General features: G+C 45.8%; 15 protein-coding genes and 1 tRNA gene. 3 read left to right on the top strand and 13 right to left on the bottom strand.

Going from position 1 to position 16106, the window contains the following annotated elements; all coding sequences use genetic code 11:
• Positions 1 to 32 precede the first annotated feature (32 nt).
• On the top strand, positions 33 to 956 hold the full coding sequence (locus ACHZES_RS07370) for an RluA family pseudouridine synthase (protein ID WP_395548394.1): 924 nt from the start codon (positions 33 to 35) through the stop codon (positions 954 to 956).
• Here ACHZES_RS07370 and ACHZES_RS07375 read toward each other — a convergent pair.
• Positions 919 to 2319, bottom strand: a complete 1401-nt coding sequence (locus ACHZES_RS07375) for an RsmB/NOP family class I SAM-dependent RNA methyltransferase (protein ID WP_395548393.1) — start codon at positions 2317 to 2319, stop codon at positions 919 to 921. The genes ACHZES_RS07370 and ACHZES_RS07375 overlap by 38 nt on opposite strands.
• A 105-nt stretch (positions 2320 to 2424) precedes the next feature.
• Here ACHZES_RS07375 and ACHZES_RS07380 point away from each other — a divergent pair, with 105 nt between their 5' ends.
• Entirely contained in the window at positions 2425 to 3000 is a 576-nt protein-coding gene (locus tag ACHZES_RS07380; protein WP_395548392.1) for a hypothetical protein, read from the top strand.
• Positions 3001 to 3168: 168 nt separating this feature from the next.
• Here ACHZES_RS07380 and yedF read toward each other — a convergent pair whose 3' ends face one another.
• From yedF to mgtE, 7 genes are all read right to left on the bottom strand, one after another.
• On the bottom strand, positions 3169 to 3783 hold the full coding sequence (gene yedF, locus ACHZES_RS07385; RefSeq protein WP_395548391.1) for a sulfurtransferase-like selenium metabolism protein YedF: 615 nt from the start codon (positions 3781 to 3783) through the stop codon (positions 3169 to 3171).
• A gap of 1 nt (position 3784) precedes the next feature.
• Positions 3785 to 4153 carry a helix-turn-helix domain-containing protein gene (locus tag ACHZES_RS07390; RefSeq protein ID WP_051835052.1) on the bottom strand — a complete coding sequence of 123 codons (369 nt, stop codon included), beginning with the start codon at positions 4151 to 4153 and terminating at the stop codon, positions 3785 to 3787.
• 193 nt (positions 4154 to 4346) lie between these two features.
• On the bottom strand, positions 4347 to 4679 hold the full coding sequence (locus ACHZES_RS07395) for a DUF1292 domain-containing protein (protein ID WP_038278840.1): 333 nt from the start codon (positions 4677 to 4679) through the stop codon (positions 4347 to 4349).
• A gap of 98 nt (positions 4680 to 4777) precedes the next feature.
• Positions 4778 to 5302 (bottom strand): cob(I)yrinic acid a,c-diamide adenosyltransferase, encoded by a 525-nt coding sequence (locus ACHZES_RS07400; protein ID WP_395548390.1) that lies wholly within the window; start codon positions 5300 to 5302, stop codon positions 4778 to 4780.
• A 37-nt stretch (positions 5303 to 5339) separates the two neighbouring features.
• Positions 5340 to 7184 carry an ATP-dependent helicase gene (locus ACHZES_RS07405; protein ID WP_395548389.1) on the bottom strand — a complete coding sequence of 615 codons (1845 nt, stop codon included), beginning with the start codon at positions 7182 to 7184 and terminating at the stop codon, positions 5340 to 5342.
• A gap of 100 nt (positions 7185 to 7284) precedes the next feature.
• Complete coding sequence (gene gltX, locus ACHZES_RS07410) at positions 7285 to 8745, bottom strand: glutamate--tRNA ligase (RefSeq protein WP_038278845.1); 1461 nt, start codon at positions 8743 to 8745, stop codon at positions 7285 to 7287.
• A gap of 128 nt (positions 8746 to 8873) precedes the next feature.
• Positions 8874 to 10223 (bottom strand): magnesium transporter, encoded by a 1350-nt coding sequence (gene mgtE, locus ACHZES_RS07415; protein ID WP_089992696.1) that lies wholly within the window; start codon positions 10221 to 10223, stop codon positions 8874 to 8876.
• A 123-nt stretch (positions 10224 to 10346) separates the two neighbouring features.
• Between mgtE and ACHZES_RS07420 the strand changes: the two genes are divergently transcribed.
• Positions 10347 to 10523 carry a hypothetical protein gene (locus tag ACHZES_RS07420; RefSeq protein ID WP_395548388.1) on the top strand — a complete coding sequence of 59 codons (177 nt, stop codon included), beginning with the start codon at positions 10347 to 10349 and terminating at the stop codon, positions 10521 to 10523.
• Positions 10524 to 10572: 49 nt separating this feature from the next.
• Here ACHZES_RS07420 and ACHZES_RS07425 read toward each other — a convergent pair whose 3' ends face one another.
• The 5 genes from ACHZES_RS07425 to ACHZES_RS07445 all read right to left on the bottom strand — a co-directional run bounded on the left by ACHZES_RS07425 (position 10573) and on the right by ACHZES_RS07445 (position 16106).
• Positions 10573 to 13125: a transglycosylase domain-containing protein gene (locus tag ACHZES_RS07425; RefSeq protein ID WP_154521634.1), complete on the bottom strand. Its 2553-nt coding sequence runs from the start codon at positions 13123 to 13125 to the stop codon at positions 10573 to 10575.
• A 131-nt stretch (positions 13126 to 13256) separates the two neighbouring features.
• Positions 13257 to 13329: transfer RNA gene (locus tag ACHZES_RS07430), tRNA-Thr, on the bottom strand.
• 208 nt (positions 13330 to 13537) lie between these two features.
• A complete protein-coding gene (locus tag ACHZES_RS07435) occupies positions 13538 to 14482 on the bottom strand; it encodes an L-lactate dehydrogenase (RefSeq protein ID WP_395548387.1) in 945 nt (314 codons plus the stop codon).
• Between the two features lie 65 nt (positions 14483 to 14547).
• A complete protein-coding gene (locus ACHZES_RS07440) occupies positions 14548 to 15615 on the bottom strand; it encodes a type IV pilus twitching motility protein PilT (protein WP_038278855.1) in 1068 nt (355 codons plus the stop codon).
• Positions 15612 to 16106, bottom strand: coding sequence for a short-chain dehydrogenase (locus tag ACHZES_RS07445; RefSeq protein WP_395548385.1), 495 nt, complete (start codon positions 16104 to 16106; stop codon positions 15612 to 15614). Before ACHZES_RS07445 ends, ACHZES_RS07440 begins: the two co-directional genes overlap by 4 nt.

Below are 16106 nucleotides of genomic sequence, written 5' to 3' on the forward strand. Positions count from 1 at the left end.
TCAATCACTACCCGTCATGATAGAATCGGTTTATGAAAATGACTATGAATTATACCATAACACAAACGTCTGAAGATATGACTGTAAAACAGTATTTATTAAATCTGGGATATTCCCAGAGCCTCTTAAGACAGCTTCGGAACCGATCAGATGGAATAACGGTTGGGGGAGAGCCGGTCTATACAACCCGCACCCTTAAGCCAGGTGATCTTTTATCCGTCTTTATCTGCGAAGAGGAAAGTTCTAAGAATATTGTTCCCACTCCCATGCCGATACAAATCGAATACGAGGATGAACATATCCTTGTCATTAATAAAGAAGCCGGTGTCCCCATTCATCCGTCCCAGGGTAACTTTGATCATACCCTGGCCAACGGGATTGCCTATTATTTTGAGGAAAAGAAAGAAGCTTTTATCTACCGGGCCATCAACCGTCTTGACCGGGATACCACCGGACTTTTGGTTGTGGCAAAAAATCCTTTAAGCGCCTGCATTCTTTCCGATATGGTGAAAAAACGAGAGATTCACCGTCGTTACCTTGCAGTTGTCCAGGGAGAACTTCCCCTAGAAGGGACCATCGACGCTCCTATTGCCCGGGTAGAAGGCTCCACCATAGAACGATGTGTGGATCCGATACATGGAGAAGAGGCGCGCACTCATTATAAACGGCTTTATTATGACCCTGTGACAGGGCATTCTCTTGCAGGCCTTCGTCTGGAAACAGGCCGCACGCACCAGATCCGGGTTCATTTAAAGTCCATCGGCCATCCCCTGCCAGGAGATTTCCTTTATCACCCGGACTACCGTTACATTACCCGTCAGGCCCTGCATTCCTTCCGGCTGGATTTCCTTCACCCAATCAAAAAGGAACCCCTTTCTTTTGAGGCGCCCCTTCCTGGGGACATGCAGTTCCTTGGTATCACATCCACCGAAGGCCTTTGGGATAATGATTTTTAAGAATCCCACCAGCCAGCTTGGCAAACCCAATGGAATATCCGTCGGTATTAACAAGCACCCAGCCTTTTTTATTATCAAGAGAACGGGAAATGTCTCCAGTTAACGTTTCTCCTTTTAAATACTTAATAATTTCCGCTCCATCCGCCGACAGATCGATGGATAAGTATACCTCTTCCTTTTTAAGGAAAAGAGCAAAGCCATGAGAGGGTTCAAATCGGTTCTTTTTCACAGTTCCCAGATGAAGACCCGGACGAATGATTTTCATACCCTTAAAATCAACCATTTCCGGCGGGATTAAATACAGCTGGTCCCCAAAAAGAATATATTCCTTACGGAGAAGCAATGGGGCAGGGTTAACCAGAAGCTCTTTTAAAAATGTTTCTACTTCTTTTATCACAGACTTATCGCTGCTGTACTCCGGCATGGTCTGCTTTTTTACAGAACCCTCATCTTCGCACTTTCTTAATACTGCCAGGTAATGGCCTTCCCCTTCTGACTTATCAGGCCAGATGCGGAAGGTCTTTTTTAATTCTTCCATACCGGATTTGCTCCATTCCGGACGGCCCGGATAGAGTCCGGGACGCGTTCCTGCATCAGCGATGGAGAAATCGGGATGAGTAATAAGGAAACGTTCGATGACCTGTTCATTTTCCTCCGGGGAAAAGGTGCAGGTGGAATACACGATGGTTCCGCCAGGCTTTAACATGACGGCTGCATTGGAAAGGATCTCTTCCTGACGGGCCGCACAGACCTTTACATGCTCAGGCGTCCATTCCAGTCTGGCCGTTTCATCCTTTCGGAACATCCCTTCTCCGGAACAAGGAGCATCTACCACAATTCTGTCAAAAAAACCGGGAAACCGAAGAGACAGGCTCCCGGAATCCTCGTTGGAGACAACCGCATTTCCGATTCCCAGGCGTTCAACGTTTTGGGAAAGAATTCTTGCTCTGGCCGGATGGATCTCATTGCTTAGAAGGAAGCCTTTTCCCTGCAGCCGCCCTGCAATATGAGTGGTTTTTCCCCCTGGCGCAGCGCATAAGTCAAGGATCTTTTCTCCGGGCTTTGGATCTAACAGTTCCACAACGGCCATGGCGCTTGGCTCCTGGATATAATAAAGACCTGCCTCATGGTATGGATGCTTACCTGGCCGCTCGGCTGCCTGGTAGTAATACCCTTCCGCTGCCCATGGAATCTTTTCCAGATGAAATGGGCTGATCTCACGAAATTTCTCCTTGGAAATCTTTAAGGGATTTACCCTTAAGCCCTGTACCCGTTCCTTCTCATAGCTTTCAATAAAAGAATCATACTCCGCTCCTAAAAGCCGTTTCATTTTTTCCCTGAACTCATCTGGTAATTGAATCATTATTTTTCCTCTGAAATTAAATTTTTATATAAAAAAGCACTTGTTTATTATTATTTTCCGAAGTAAGTGCCAAACTAGGAAGAGACGAATGACCGGAGGTGCCTTATGTCCCTATTAACCATTACTGCTTACTTCATTATACCCATATATACCATTCTGTTTGCCTGGGGAACCGATTGGTTTTCATTAAATTTTTCCGTATTAGGAAATATATCCTCCAGAAAAAACTTATTTCTCTTATGGGGTATCATCATAGGAACGTATTTTTATTACATTTTAAAGCGGATCATTAGCGGACTTCCCCGGAACAGAAAAGAAACCGTGATGAGCATCACTGCCCTTTTGCTTTTAGTTCTGGCAGTCATCACGCCTTATTTGCCGGACTCACAGCCCCTTCATGCGGTTTTCCATGTTATTTTATCTTTTTTAGCATCTGTTTCTCTTCTTATCTGCCTGTATATGATCGTCTGGAAGCTTTACTGCATGAATCAGGAGGTTTACCGACCCTATCTGCATTGCTTACTGGTGATAACGGTTTTATCCGCCTTTTTATTTTTCCTGACTGGAATCGTGAGTACAGTGCTGGAAATATTTTTCATCCTCTCTTGTACCTTTCTGCTTCAAAGGCTTTACCGCAGGGTCCAGGCCCCAAAAAACAGATGGAGATACGATCGGTTATGATAAAATGCGATAAAAAAGGAAAGTGCCCGAAAGAAAGAAATTTTCTTACGGGCACTTCCATTTTTCCTGGTACCATGCCAGCGATGATAAAAATAACTGAATGAATTATAAAACAAAAACCCCTGCTTTGTCAATAAAAAACATCCTCTGCCTTGAGGCCGGTGATGGTTAAGGCCGGATCACCAGTCGGGCACCTGACATTTTCTCTACAATCTCATACATATTTGTTACTGAGCCAACCTTCAGCTTGTCCGCTAATTCATAAAAATTTAAGCAGGTTCCGCAGGTAAGGATTTCCACTCCCTGCGCTTCTAAGCTCTTTAAATCCTCCAGAGACTGGGAGCCTTCCACGGATAACCTTGCTCCTCCATTGTAGAGAAGGACCGTTTCAGGGAGTTCTTCCAGCTGGGTAAGGGCATATACAAATCCCTTCATCAGAATGCGTCCAAGCTCTTCATTACCGCCGCCCATCTGATCCGATGAAAGCACTGCAACAAGACCTTTTTTTCTGGCATCGGGAAGGCATTCCTCATCTTTTGCTGCTTCTACCATATTGCCTGATTCTCTGTTTACGTGGAACAGGATTTCAAATTCCCCATCCGATTTTTTCTCTGAAACCGGAGAAACTCCTTCATAATTCCCTAGCTTCATCACATTCTGAACTGCAATTTCATTGTCCACGAGAACCTTTAATATCCCCTCTTCCATGCCCTTTAATGCCTCTTTTGCCTTAATAACCGGCTGAGGGCATGCCAGGCCTCTTGCATCAACAATTTTTTCCATTTTACCGTTCTCCTTTGCTTCTATTTTCTCTTTCCAGTTCTTCCATCACAATAATCATGGACCTTAAAAGCCGCCTGTCATTCTTTGACAGCATAGCCGCCTTCTGCACCATTTCAATGATTTCATAGTCATTCTGACCAGATTCCCCGTCTTCTGCCTCTTCCTCCAACAGGGAAAAGAAATCCGACATTTTAAGGCCGAATGCACTGCAGATCCTACCGAGTTTCGGCAGGCTGATATTGGCTCTTCTTCCGAACAAACTGGACAATGTGGACTGAGCGATCCCGCTTTCTTTTGATAACCTGTACATAGACCACTCTTTGCTTTTGTTGATTTCCTCGATTTTCTTAAGTACTGCCTCGTTGTCCATACAGCTATCCCTCACTTCCATAGATACAATTATAGTAGTATATAGAATGCAGCTTTGATAGATTGCAATATTCGCTGTATATGCTTCTATTATTTGTAGTGTCTATGATCTGCAAGGTTTCAAAATTACGTTTTCATATAAATCTTAAAGCCGGGACCAGTCCTATTAAGGACCGCCCCGGCTTTTCCTCTGTTTATTCTTCGTCTTCGCCTACCAGCTCATCATATTCCGCTTCGTCCAGTAATTCGTCAAAGGCTTCCGCAACGATCTCATATTCATCGTCATCTTCGATATTTTCAAGATTTGGCTGCCCATCCTCCTTCTCAGAATAACGGTACAGATAAACTTCTCCTTCTTCTGCCTCAGGGCCATTCATAGGAAGCAGAGCAATATAATCTCTTTCGCCTGCTGTGAAAATGGTAAGTACAACGCATTCTAACTCTTTTCCATCATCCAGGGTAAGTGTAACTGTCATTTCCTCCTGCGGTTCCATATCTTCCCGCTCTAAATTAGGATCCTGTGCCATTCTGATACCTCTCTTTTTTCTTAATCTAGTTGTACGGCGCATCTGTCGCCTGCTTCCACTCTATCAAACTATCCGGCAAAAATCAAGGGATTTTACCGTTAATATTCAATTCCCTTCCTCGCTGAAATACCTCTGTCGTATGGATGCTTCACCTTTCTGATTTCCGACACATAATCCGCCATTTCTACAAGTTTTTCTGAGGGCTCTCTTCCTGTGAGAACCACTTCAAGACCCTCAGGACGTGCAGAAAGAAACTCCAAAACCCGTTTTTCCTCTACAAGGCCAAAATTGCATACCGCCATAATTTCATCCAGGACAAGGAGATCGTAATTCTCCTTCACCGCCTTATTTAATGTTATCTCAAGCAGCTGAGAATAGTAAATCCCTGCTTCTTTTTTCTGCTCAGGGGACATTTTTGAAAAAAAACCAAAACTCCGTTCACAGGGCGTTACCGTAATGCGGTCAAGCACACATAATGCATTTACTTCACCGGAATGATCGGTTTTTAAGAAACGGGTAATGAGCACCCGTTTCCCGCTGCCGCAGGCGCGCACAGCCAGTCCGATGGCAGCCGTTGTCTTTCCTTTTCCATCCCCACAGTATATGTGTACACAGGATTTCATATCTCTATCTCCTTTCATCTCCTTATTTCTGCCCCGGTCATTCCCGATCCAGATATTCCCGGACAAAACGGGAAACTTCCTGCTTTTTGCTGTATCTCTCCCGCACGTAATTGACGTGGAGCCGTTCCTTAGACCTTGTCATGGCCACATAAAACATCCGCCGCTCCTCTTCTAAATCAGCAGGGAGAACTGCCTTCTGATGAGGCGTCACTCCTTCATTGGCATCCAGAATGTAGACGATCCGGTATTCCAGGCCTTTAGAGCTGTGCATGGTCATAAGGGCGACTCCCATGGAATTTCCTTCCCTCAGCTGGGCCTGGGCTTTTAATTCCTCCCCATATTCCTTCATATGACGGAACCATTCCTCTGCCGTGTGATAACCGGCGGCACTCTCCTGAATCTGGTCCAAAACCTCCAAAAGCTCCTCCGGCTTCATCCTACGGTACTGGGCGTATTCCCGAATGTAATCATCATAACCCACTGCTTTCCGTATATAGTTTACAGCAGCCACGGGTGCCATATTCCTGATCATCTTTAAATCGTATTCCAGCTGTTCGATCCGTTCCACCATCCAGCCCCTGTCCTGATAAAAGGACTTCACGGATTCCCAATTCACCGGGTTATGTTCCACCGCATCCCGGCTGATATAGCGATTCGGCCGGTTGATGATCTGGAGCACATTGGCCCTGGCCAAATCGCCGGACGCTGCCTGGATATAGGAAATTATGTTTTTTGCAATCCAATGATCGTATAGATTGGGAACGGAATCCTTCATGGAGAAGGGGATGTTATATTCCATAAACTTTTCTATTAACAGCCTTGGGCCCAGATTCGTCCGGTAAAGTACCGCAATCTCCTGCCAGGCAAACCCTGCCTTTGCATAAGCCATAATTTCCTGAACGATCTCTAAAGTTTCCTCCTGAGGATCCTGCCATACTCTTGTAACAATCGGCTTTCCATGTCCTTTTTTTGTAATGATCCTTTTAGGAAAACGCATCTCATTGTGAGCGATCAGCTTTCCAGCGGCCTCCACGATTTCACTGGTACTTCGGAAATTGATATTTAAAAGAACCTTTTTCGCTCCCTGATAGTCCTTTTCAAAGCCCAGCATAATTTCCGGTTTCGCTCCCCGGAAACGATAGATGGACTGGTCATCATCACCTACAATAAACAGGTTGTTTTCCGGTGCAGCCAGCATCCGGACAATTTCGTACTGTACCCGGTTAATATCCTGAAACTCATCCACCAGAATATACCGGTACTTTTTCTGCCATGCTGCCAGGATGTCCTTTCTCTGGACAAATAATTCATAGCACATCACCATCATATCGTCAAAATCAATGAGATTGGCCTTACGGAGCCGGTCCTCATAGTCCTGATAGAGCTGTTTGAATATTTCCTCAGAGCAGTTTTTGGAATAATAGTGATCTAAGTCAATCATCTCTCCTTTTACAGAGCTGATTTCCGACAGGATGGAAGTCACGAATTCCGCCTCATCTTCCACCTCTACCTGATTCTTATCCATAGCTTCCTTTATGTACTGGATCTTCTGTTCCTCCCTTACAATGCTGCGGGCATCGTACCGGTAAGCAAACTTTAAGATCCTGAAAAATATGGCATGAAAGGTTCCAAAGCTGACGGCAGACGGCCTGCCGTCCACAAGGCTTTCAAAACGTTCCTTCATCTCCCTGGCAGCTGCTTTTGTAAAAGTGATGACCAGGATATTGGACGGATCCACATCGTATTTCTCAATTAAATGACAGATCCGGTGGGTGATGGTAAAGGTCTTTCCTGAACCTGGTCCGGCAAGGACCAGCATGGGACCTTCGTGGTGAAGGATTGCCTCCTTCTGGGCTCCCTCATATGTGACCTGTTCCTTCATAGTTTCCTCCGTATCTGGAATCATGCCTGACCGGCAGACCCCGTCAAAACAAAAGCAGAGGTCCGGTCATATCCGGAGCCTCTGCTTCAGCAATTATAACTTATTGAGCTCCATTGCTTAAAAGCTGGATTCCCTTTTTAATTCTCGTAAGGGTCTCTTCTTTTCCAAGGATCTCCATAATCTCGGTAGCGCCTGCGGGAGTCATCTGCTTTCCTGAAACTGCGGTGCGGATGGGCCACATAACAAAACCGGTTTTATATCCCTTTTCGGAAACATACTTTGAAAGCGTTTCATACAACGCATCATTGCTGAAATTCTCCTGAGCTTCCAGGATTGGAAGTACATCCTGCAATAAGTCAAGGGATGTTTCGCTGCCTGTCTTCATTTTCTTATTGGTGTACATGGCAGTATCGTATTCCGGCAAAGTCTCAAAGAAATCAATATGGTCTGCAATATCCGGAAAAACTTCAATTCTTGTTTTAACCATAGCTGCGATCTTCTTTAAGTCCAAATCCTTCTTAATAACAGCCTTCAGATAAGGCTCCGCCAGCTGGTAGAACCGGTCAAAGTCCATGGATTTCATATATTCGCTGTTCATCCACCGAAGCTTGGTCATATCGAAAACTGCCGGGGATTTGCTCATATTGCGGAAGTCAAATTCCTTTATTAATTCATCAAGGGAGAAAATCTCCTGATTGCCCACAGGGGACCAGCCAAGAAGAGCAACGTAATTTACAACAGCCTCAGAAATGAAGCCCTGCATGATTAAATCCTCATAGGAAGAATGGCCGCTTCTTTTACTCAGCTTCTTGTGCTCCTCGTTGGTAATCAGCGGACAGTGCACATATACCGGAACGTCCCAGCCAAATGCGGCATAAAGACGGTTATACTTTGGAGAGGAGGACAGATATTCGTTTCCTCTCACTACATGGGTAATTCCCATGAGATGATCATCTACCACGTTTGCAAAATTATATGTTGGAAATCCGTCGGATTTGATTAATACCATATCATCTAACTCTGAGTTGTCCACGGAAATGTCTCCGTATATCTCATCATGGAAAGAAGTCGTTCCATCGGTAGGATTGTTCTGACGGATGACGTAAGGCATACCTGCCGCCAAATTGGCTTCTACCTCTTCTTTGGAAAGATGGAGGCAGTGCTTATCATAAGTCATGATCTCCTGGCCATCCACGGTCTTTTTAAGGGAATCAAGTCTCTCCTGAGTACAGAAACAGTAATAAGCCTCTCCGCTTTCTACAAGCTTTTTCGCATATTCCAGATAAATACCGGAGGCCTGGCGTTCACTCTGTACATAGGGGCCTACGCCGCCATCCTTGTCCGGACCTTCGTCATGGATAAGGCCGGTCTCTTTTAAGGTTCTATAAATGATCTCGACAGCACCTTCCACAAAACGTTCCTGATCTGTATCTTCAATGCGGAGAAGGAAATCGCCGCCTTCATGTTTTGCAATCAGAAAAGCATATAATGCAGTTCTTAAATTCCCTACGTGCATACGGCCCGTAGGACTTGGTGCGTATCTTGTTCTTATTTTACTCATTGTGAACACACTCCTATATCTTCATTCTCGTAATGGGCCGGTTAAAGGAAGTCACGCCAAAGCCACGTAGTTCATTATATAACGAACCTATAGAAAAAACAATGATTTAACGTAATTTTCCAAAGCAATTATAATCCCAGAAGCTTGCATGCCAGCCGGAAATATATGATCAGGCTGACCGCATCCACGATTGTGGTAATAAGGGGAGCCGCCATAATCGCCGGGTCCATATGGAACACCTTGGCTGCAATGGGTAGAACGCCTCCAATGGTCTTTGCCACGATAACTGTGATCAAAAGGCTGAGCATCACTGTCAGGCAAAGCATCTCCTGCCCAGGATAAAGGATGATCAGACGGATATAATTCACAATCCCCAGGATCAGTCCTACAATGATAGCTACCTTTAATTCTTTAAAAATCACACGGAAAAAGTCTTTTGTTACGATCTCGCCTACTGCCATACCTCTGATAATCATGGTGCTGCTCTGACTTCCTGCATTGCCGCCCGTATCCGTTAGCATGGGAATAAAGGTTACGAGCAAAGGAATCACCGCAAAGGCCGATTCATATCTGGCCAGTATTCCGCCGGTCACCATGCTGCTGATCATCAGTACGAGAAGCCACATGATTCTGTTTTTCGCCAGCTGGAACACGCTGGTTTTTAAATACGGCTTTTCACTGGGAATCATGGCTGCCATCTTTTCAAAGTCTTCCGTGGCCTCCTGTTCCATCACATCCACAACGTCATCCACGGTAACGATCCCCACCAGGCGTTCTTCATGGTCCACCACAGGAAGGCTTAAAAGACCGTATTTACGAAAGCTGTCCGCCACGTCCTCCTGGTCCTCTGTTGTGACTGCCTTTATGACATGGGTATCCATAATATCACCGATGGCAACCTCATAGGGATTCATTAAAAGATCCTTGACCGTGACCACTCCCTCCAGCCTTCTTGTGGCATCCATCACATAGCAGGTGTAAATCGTTTCTTTATCCACTCCATGCAGCCTGATATAGTCAAAGGCCTGCATTACGGTCATGTTCTTTTTAAGGCCCACATATTCAGCCGTCATAATGCTTCCGGCGCTGTTTTCCGGATAGTTTAAAAACTGGTTGATCAGCTTTCTGGTATCAGGGGTCGCATTCCGCAGAACCCTTTTTACCACGCTGGCCGGCAGTTCCTCCAGCATGTCCACCGCATCATCCACAAATAAATCTTCTACAATTGTTCCCAATTCGTGATCTGTCATGCTGTTTATAATATGCTCTTGCTTCTCTACCTCCAGGCAAGCGAATACATCACTTGCCAGCCCCTTAGGAAGCATCCGGAACACCACCACTGTTTTTTCTGAATCCAATGCTTCAATGAAAGCTGCAATATCCACTTCATTGTATTCCATCAGCATATCCTTCAGTTTTCTGAACTGACGGCTGTCGGCCAGCTCCATCAGTTCTTCCACATTGTAATTCTCCTGCATCTTTCTCTTCCTCCACCTGAACCTTTTTTTCCGTCTCGGCTATATGGAAGCAGAACAAATACTGCCTTGCAGGCAGCTTCCAGCAACGTAAAATAGCCAGAATTACAGGACTGCCTGTAATTCATGGCTATCATAAACGCAAAGAAACGTACTCTTTTAACGGCAGCGAAACCAAAGCAGACCCGAAGTACAGGATTCTGCCCTCACTGCCGTACGCCTATGATCATTGTCTGCTTCCATCTTATGACTTCGACCTTCCACTCTGGTTCACTTCCTTTCCTAAATGATTTTCTTAATTAAGGATAACAGCTGCCGCTATAAAAAGCAAGCCCTAACCGGCACTTCTCTCTTATTCCATACCAGGCCCCACTGACTGTACATCGGAATCAGGGCCACCTGGGCCAAAGCCGGGAAAATAATCCTCATCGGAATCCATATCTCCCGGAAATACCGGGGGAACCGTTTCTTTCGGCTTGGTGACTCCCGGACCGATCTCCTGGGGCTTGCTGGTTGAATCTTCCTGCTTGGGTAAGTATGCGGCATGGTTTGCCGCCTCATCAAGCTGTGTTTTTAATCCATCATAATATTCGGTGCCAACCAGCTGGTCTAAGAGTCCGTAGGCAGTGTTTATGGTTTCCTCTGTAGAACTGTCCCGGTGAGTCAGTGCAGATAGTTCCCCGATCAGAGACTGGAGAGAAGAAACTGTCTGTTCCACCGCCTGTTTGGCTGCCTGGGAAGACTCTAAATCTCTTTGGGCCTGGGCCTCCACCTTTTTACGATCTTCCTCTTCCTTCCACTTACTTCCGTTGGCTTTGGCCGTTTGTTCTGCGACTGAAGAAAACAGATCCTTCCTTCCTGTTTCAGCGTCGGTCTTTTCCCCTGTGGAATCCACATTCTTAAGGGAAACCGTTGCCGGCATATCCCAATCCATAACCGGAAGCCCATTGTTTATCCCGGTCATAAATTCCTGCCAGATCTTTCCGGAATAGGTTTTACCGTAAACTCCGGGCATGGCCTTTGGAGTGTCATATCCTACCCAGACTGCTGTTGTGTAATGCTTTGTATACCCGCAAAACCAGGTGTCCTTATTGCTGTTGGTGGTTCCGGTCTTTCCGGCAGCCGGAACGCCAAGTCCCAGGCCATTCCCTGTACCATAAGGCTTATCCAGGGTACCCTTTAACACATCGGTGATCATATAAGCGGTATCTTCCGTAAATATTCTTTCATCCGCCTGGTTTCCATTGTATATTTCACCGTCATACTGGCTTTCTAAGCTGACGATACATGTTTTATTGCTGTATAACCCTTTGTTTGCTAAAACGGAATATCCCCTTGCCATATCCACTACTCTGGCACCTTCCGTAAAGCCTCCAATGCTCATGCTGCTGTTTCCGTTATCCATATAGCTGATGCCTGCAAAATGCATCTTGCCAAGATAGCTGATGCCTTTGTCAACGCCAATGTCTCCTAACACCTGCCAGGCCACCGTATTTAAGCTTCGGTTCAATGCCTCTCTCACGGATATATTGCCAAAATAGTTTCCTCCGCTGTTTTTGGGTCCTTTATCAAACAGATGGTCATTCACCAGTCTGGAGGGATAATAATATCCGGTTTCAAAGGCAGGAGCATAATCGATCAGCGGTTTTATGGTAGATCCTGGCTGGCGCTTACTTAAGAATCCCCGGTTGTACTCATCATCCGTACCCCGGCCGCCCACAATGGCCACCACATATCCGGTCTGGTTGTCAATGCATACCGCTGCCCCTTGTAAGGCAAATTTCCCATTCTCCTGCAGATCCTTAAAACCTTTCAGCCGGTTGTCTATAATCTCCTGCAGGGAATTCTGGATCGATGTCTCCAGGCTGGTATGTATTTCAAAGCCTCCGTTTCGGATCATATCGCTCTTTGCCTGATAAAGCTCCTGGTACTGCTCTCTATATGAATCGTAAGAAGCCTGGTTATTAAAAACATACTGGAAAACAAAATCATCGTTCTTCATTAATTCCAAAGCAGCACAGTGAATGGCATAGCTTGTCAGATAATTTTCCTTTGTTCCCGGCTCATAGATCTTCGCAACGGTCAAAGGCTGAGCCTTGGCGTTTTCCTTTTCCTCTTCCGTAATAAAATTACAGAGAGCCATATTATCAATGATCTGGTTTCTCTTCCAGGTTGCATTTTCCGGATGGGCCACCGGATCATACCTTGACGGATTGTTGCTGATGCCCGCTAAGGTTGCCGCCTCCCACACGGTTAAATCCTTTGCTTCCTTATCAAAATAATAGCGGCTGGCCTCCGATACGCCGTAACACCGGTTGGCAAAGAAGTTGGTGTTGCAGTAAAACTCCAGGATGTCCGACTTGGAGTACTTATCCTCCATTCGGGGCGCCGCGAAAAATTCGGTCAGCTTTCTCTGGATCGTCTTCTCCTGGGTCAGATAAGTATTCTTAATCACCTGCTGGGTGATGGTACTTCCTCCCTGGGTGGCTTTGCCTTTGTTTTTTAAGTATACCACACCAGCACGCATTAACCCCTTGTAGTCGATGCCATGATGCTTATAAAACCTTCTGTCCTCCTGTGCAATATAGGCATTCTGAAGGTTCTTGCTGATCCCTGAAATCGGGACATATTCATAGTGACCGGAATTGATGGTTCCGATCAGGGTTCCGGCAGAATCATATATTCTCGTATCCGTTGGCTGGGAAAAATCAGTCTTGACCGTATTGCTTATAATGACATCTGCTTTTTCTTTGCAGGTCATAATTTCATTCTGAAATTTTAAGAATACAATGCCGCCGGCAAGGCATCCCAAAACCATGACTCCCAGAAATACGAAAAGAATGACTTTAATTGGCCGAAAGAATATGGACCAAAGACTTTTGGGTTTCTTTTTATGTTTCGCCATATCATGTGCCTCCTTTTCATCAATTTGTGTATGCTGTTTACAAGCTTAATGCTGAAAGATGTCTTACTTTCAACCTCTGTATATGACAAAAACGGGAAGCCTCTTTATTAAGACTTCCCGTTTGTTTTCAGAGCTGATGACGGGACTCGGACCCGTGACCTCCTCACTACCAATGAGGTGCGCTACCACCTGTGCCACATCAGCATCTTTTTTCGTTCATCGCTGAACCTCGTATATCATAGCATGGAGAAATCTGTTTGTCAACGTTTATTTTAATTTTTTACTAAAATACATAAAATAGCAAAAATTTCAGATTTTTACCATAAAATCCATTCTTATGTCAGGATCTCCGGAACCGGAAGAAAGCAGGAAACCGGCTTACGATTTGTTTCCTATTCTCTTCCGCACTTCTTTATAAAACGCCTTCAAAACTTTCCCGAAGGGTATCACATGAATGTTGAAACTGCTTCATTTCATCATCCGTTAACGACAGGGAAATGATTCTCTGAATCCCGTTTTTATTGATAATACAGGGTACTCCTGCGTATACATCGGACTGCCCGTATTCACCCTTCAGCATGGCTGATACCGTAAAAACACTGTTCTCATCTCCAAGGATAGCCCTGGTGATTCTGGTGAGAGCCATGCCGATCCCATAATAGGTGGCCTGCTTAGCCTCAATGATCCGGTATGCTGCTCCACGGACCTCGTCTTCGATCCGTTCCAGTTCCCCCCTGCATACCACGCCCTCCTCTTCGCAAAGGGACAGGATGGGCTTTGTAGCAATCATGGCCTGGCTCCAGGGCACAAACTCGCTGTCTCCGTGCTCACCCATGACATAGGCATGGACATTCCTTGGATCCACCCGCAGGGAATCTCCTAACAGGTACCGGAGCCTGGCCGTATCCAGAGTCGTACCGCTTCCAATCACCCGCTTGGGATTAAAGCCTGACAACGAATAGGTAATTCTCGTCATAATATCCACCGGATTGGTAGCTACCAGGAAAACCCCGTTAAAGCCTGATTCCGTTACTGGACGAACAATGGACTGGAATACTGCTGCATTGCGCTTTAGCAAATCAAGCCTTGTCTCCCCGGACTTTTGGGCTACTCCCGCACAAATCACGACAATATCTGCATCCGAGCAGTCTTTGTATTCTCCTGTATAAATCTTCATATGGGATGCAGAAAAAGCAAGACCATGATTTAAGTCCATTGCCTCGCCCTCCGCCCTTTTCCGGTTGATGTCGATTAAAATCAGTTCGTCGCAGACTCCCTGGTTTAAAAGGGAATAGGCATAGCTCATTCCAACCATGCCTGTACCAACTAATACAATCTTTCTTTTATCTGTTCTCATAATCCGGCCACACTCCTCTTATTGTTAAAGATAGTGTATCTGTATGAAATGCAAACTATGCACTCCTACAGTCCCCGATCTATTTTTTTTGCCATTAATTCACTGTTGCTGCTGTAAATGACAGCGTTTTCCCTGGTGATCTTTCCTTCTTTATATAAATTCAAAAGACTGGTATCCATGGAAATCATACCTTCTCCCTGGCCGGTGGCGATCACAGAATCGATCTGATGGGTTTTGGACTCACGGATCATATTCCTGATTGCATTGTTAAAAAACATTATTTCAAATGCCGGATAGACACTTCCATCTACAGCAGGAATCAGCTGCTGGGAGACCACGGCCTGAACGACCATGGAAAGCTGCATCCGGATCTGCTGCTGTTGGTTTGGCGGGAAGTTATCAATGATGCGGTCAATGGTATTGGCCGCTCCCACCGTATGTAAGCTTGAAATCACCAGATGACCGGTTTCCGCTGCTGTCATGGCGATCCGTATGGTTTCATAATCCCTCATCTCACCCACAAGGATCACATCCGGAGCCTGGCGCAGTGCCGCCCGAAGGCCGGTCACATAGCTGTCCGTGTCTGTGGTTACCTCTCTCTGAGTTACCACGCTCTTCTTATGGCGGTGCAGATATTCCAGAGGATCTTCCAGGGTGATCACATGGGAATTGCGAGTATTATTGATCTTGTCAATGATGCAGGCAAGGGTGGTCGTCTTACCACTTCCTGCCGGCCCTGTGACCAGGACAAATCCCTTTGTCATCCTGGCAATATCCATGACAACCTCAGGAATATGAAGCGTTCTGTAATCAGGCAGTTCAAAGGTCACCACCCGGATCACCGCTGCAAGGGAACCTCTCTGGCGGAATACGCTGGAGCGAAATCTGGAAACCCCGGGAAGAGCAAAGGAAAAATCGTCATCTCCGTGCTCCCGCACCTTATCCATGGTTCTGTTTCCTGCCAGCTCATACAATTCCGTGATCAATGTCTCCATTTGAGCCGGAGATAGCTTTTCTTCATTCTGATTTATGATCCTGCTTCCTATTTTATAGGAAAACGGCATGCCTGGCACCAAAAAGATATCCGATGCCTTCTGCGACACGGCAGCACTTAACAAATCTTTTACTTTCATCTCACAGTCTCCTGATTCTTAGTTTCCCCGCCTGTCCACACCGGCATGGAATGATCAATTTCGTAATCCTCTGTCTGAATTACCTTCCACTTTGATATCTGGATATCTTCCTTCCCCTCCGGAGGGAAAACCAGTACTATATTAAGGGCTTGGGACCGTTCCATGGGGATATTGACTGTCACGGTTCCTTTATCCGGTTCATAGGCATCACCAAATTCCTGTGACAAAAGCCGTTTCCGCTCCTGGGGATCCTGGCTCATTTCCCGGACTTTCGCCGCACGTTTTAAAACCATCTGGTAAAAGGCCTCTCCCTCCCCGTCAGCCCGGTAGTACTCTGTCACAGCAGAAGCATTGCGTTCTGCCAGATTGTGCTCACTTTTGGCTGTGCTAAGGGAAAGCATCCCAAAGGTTATCAGGCACATGACAATGAATATGAGGATAAGGGAAGGGCTGCCTAAATTGGCCTTGTATCCATTCTCCTGTTTTGCCAT

It is taken from the genome of Lacrimispora sanguinis (assembly GCF_044987295.1).
GTDB classification, from domain to species: Bacteria; Bacillota; Clostridia; order Lachnospirales; family Lachnospiraceae; genus Lacrimispora; species Lacrimispora celerecrescens_B.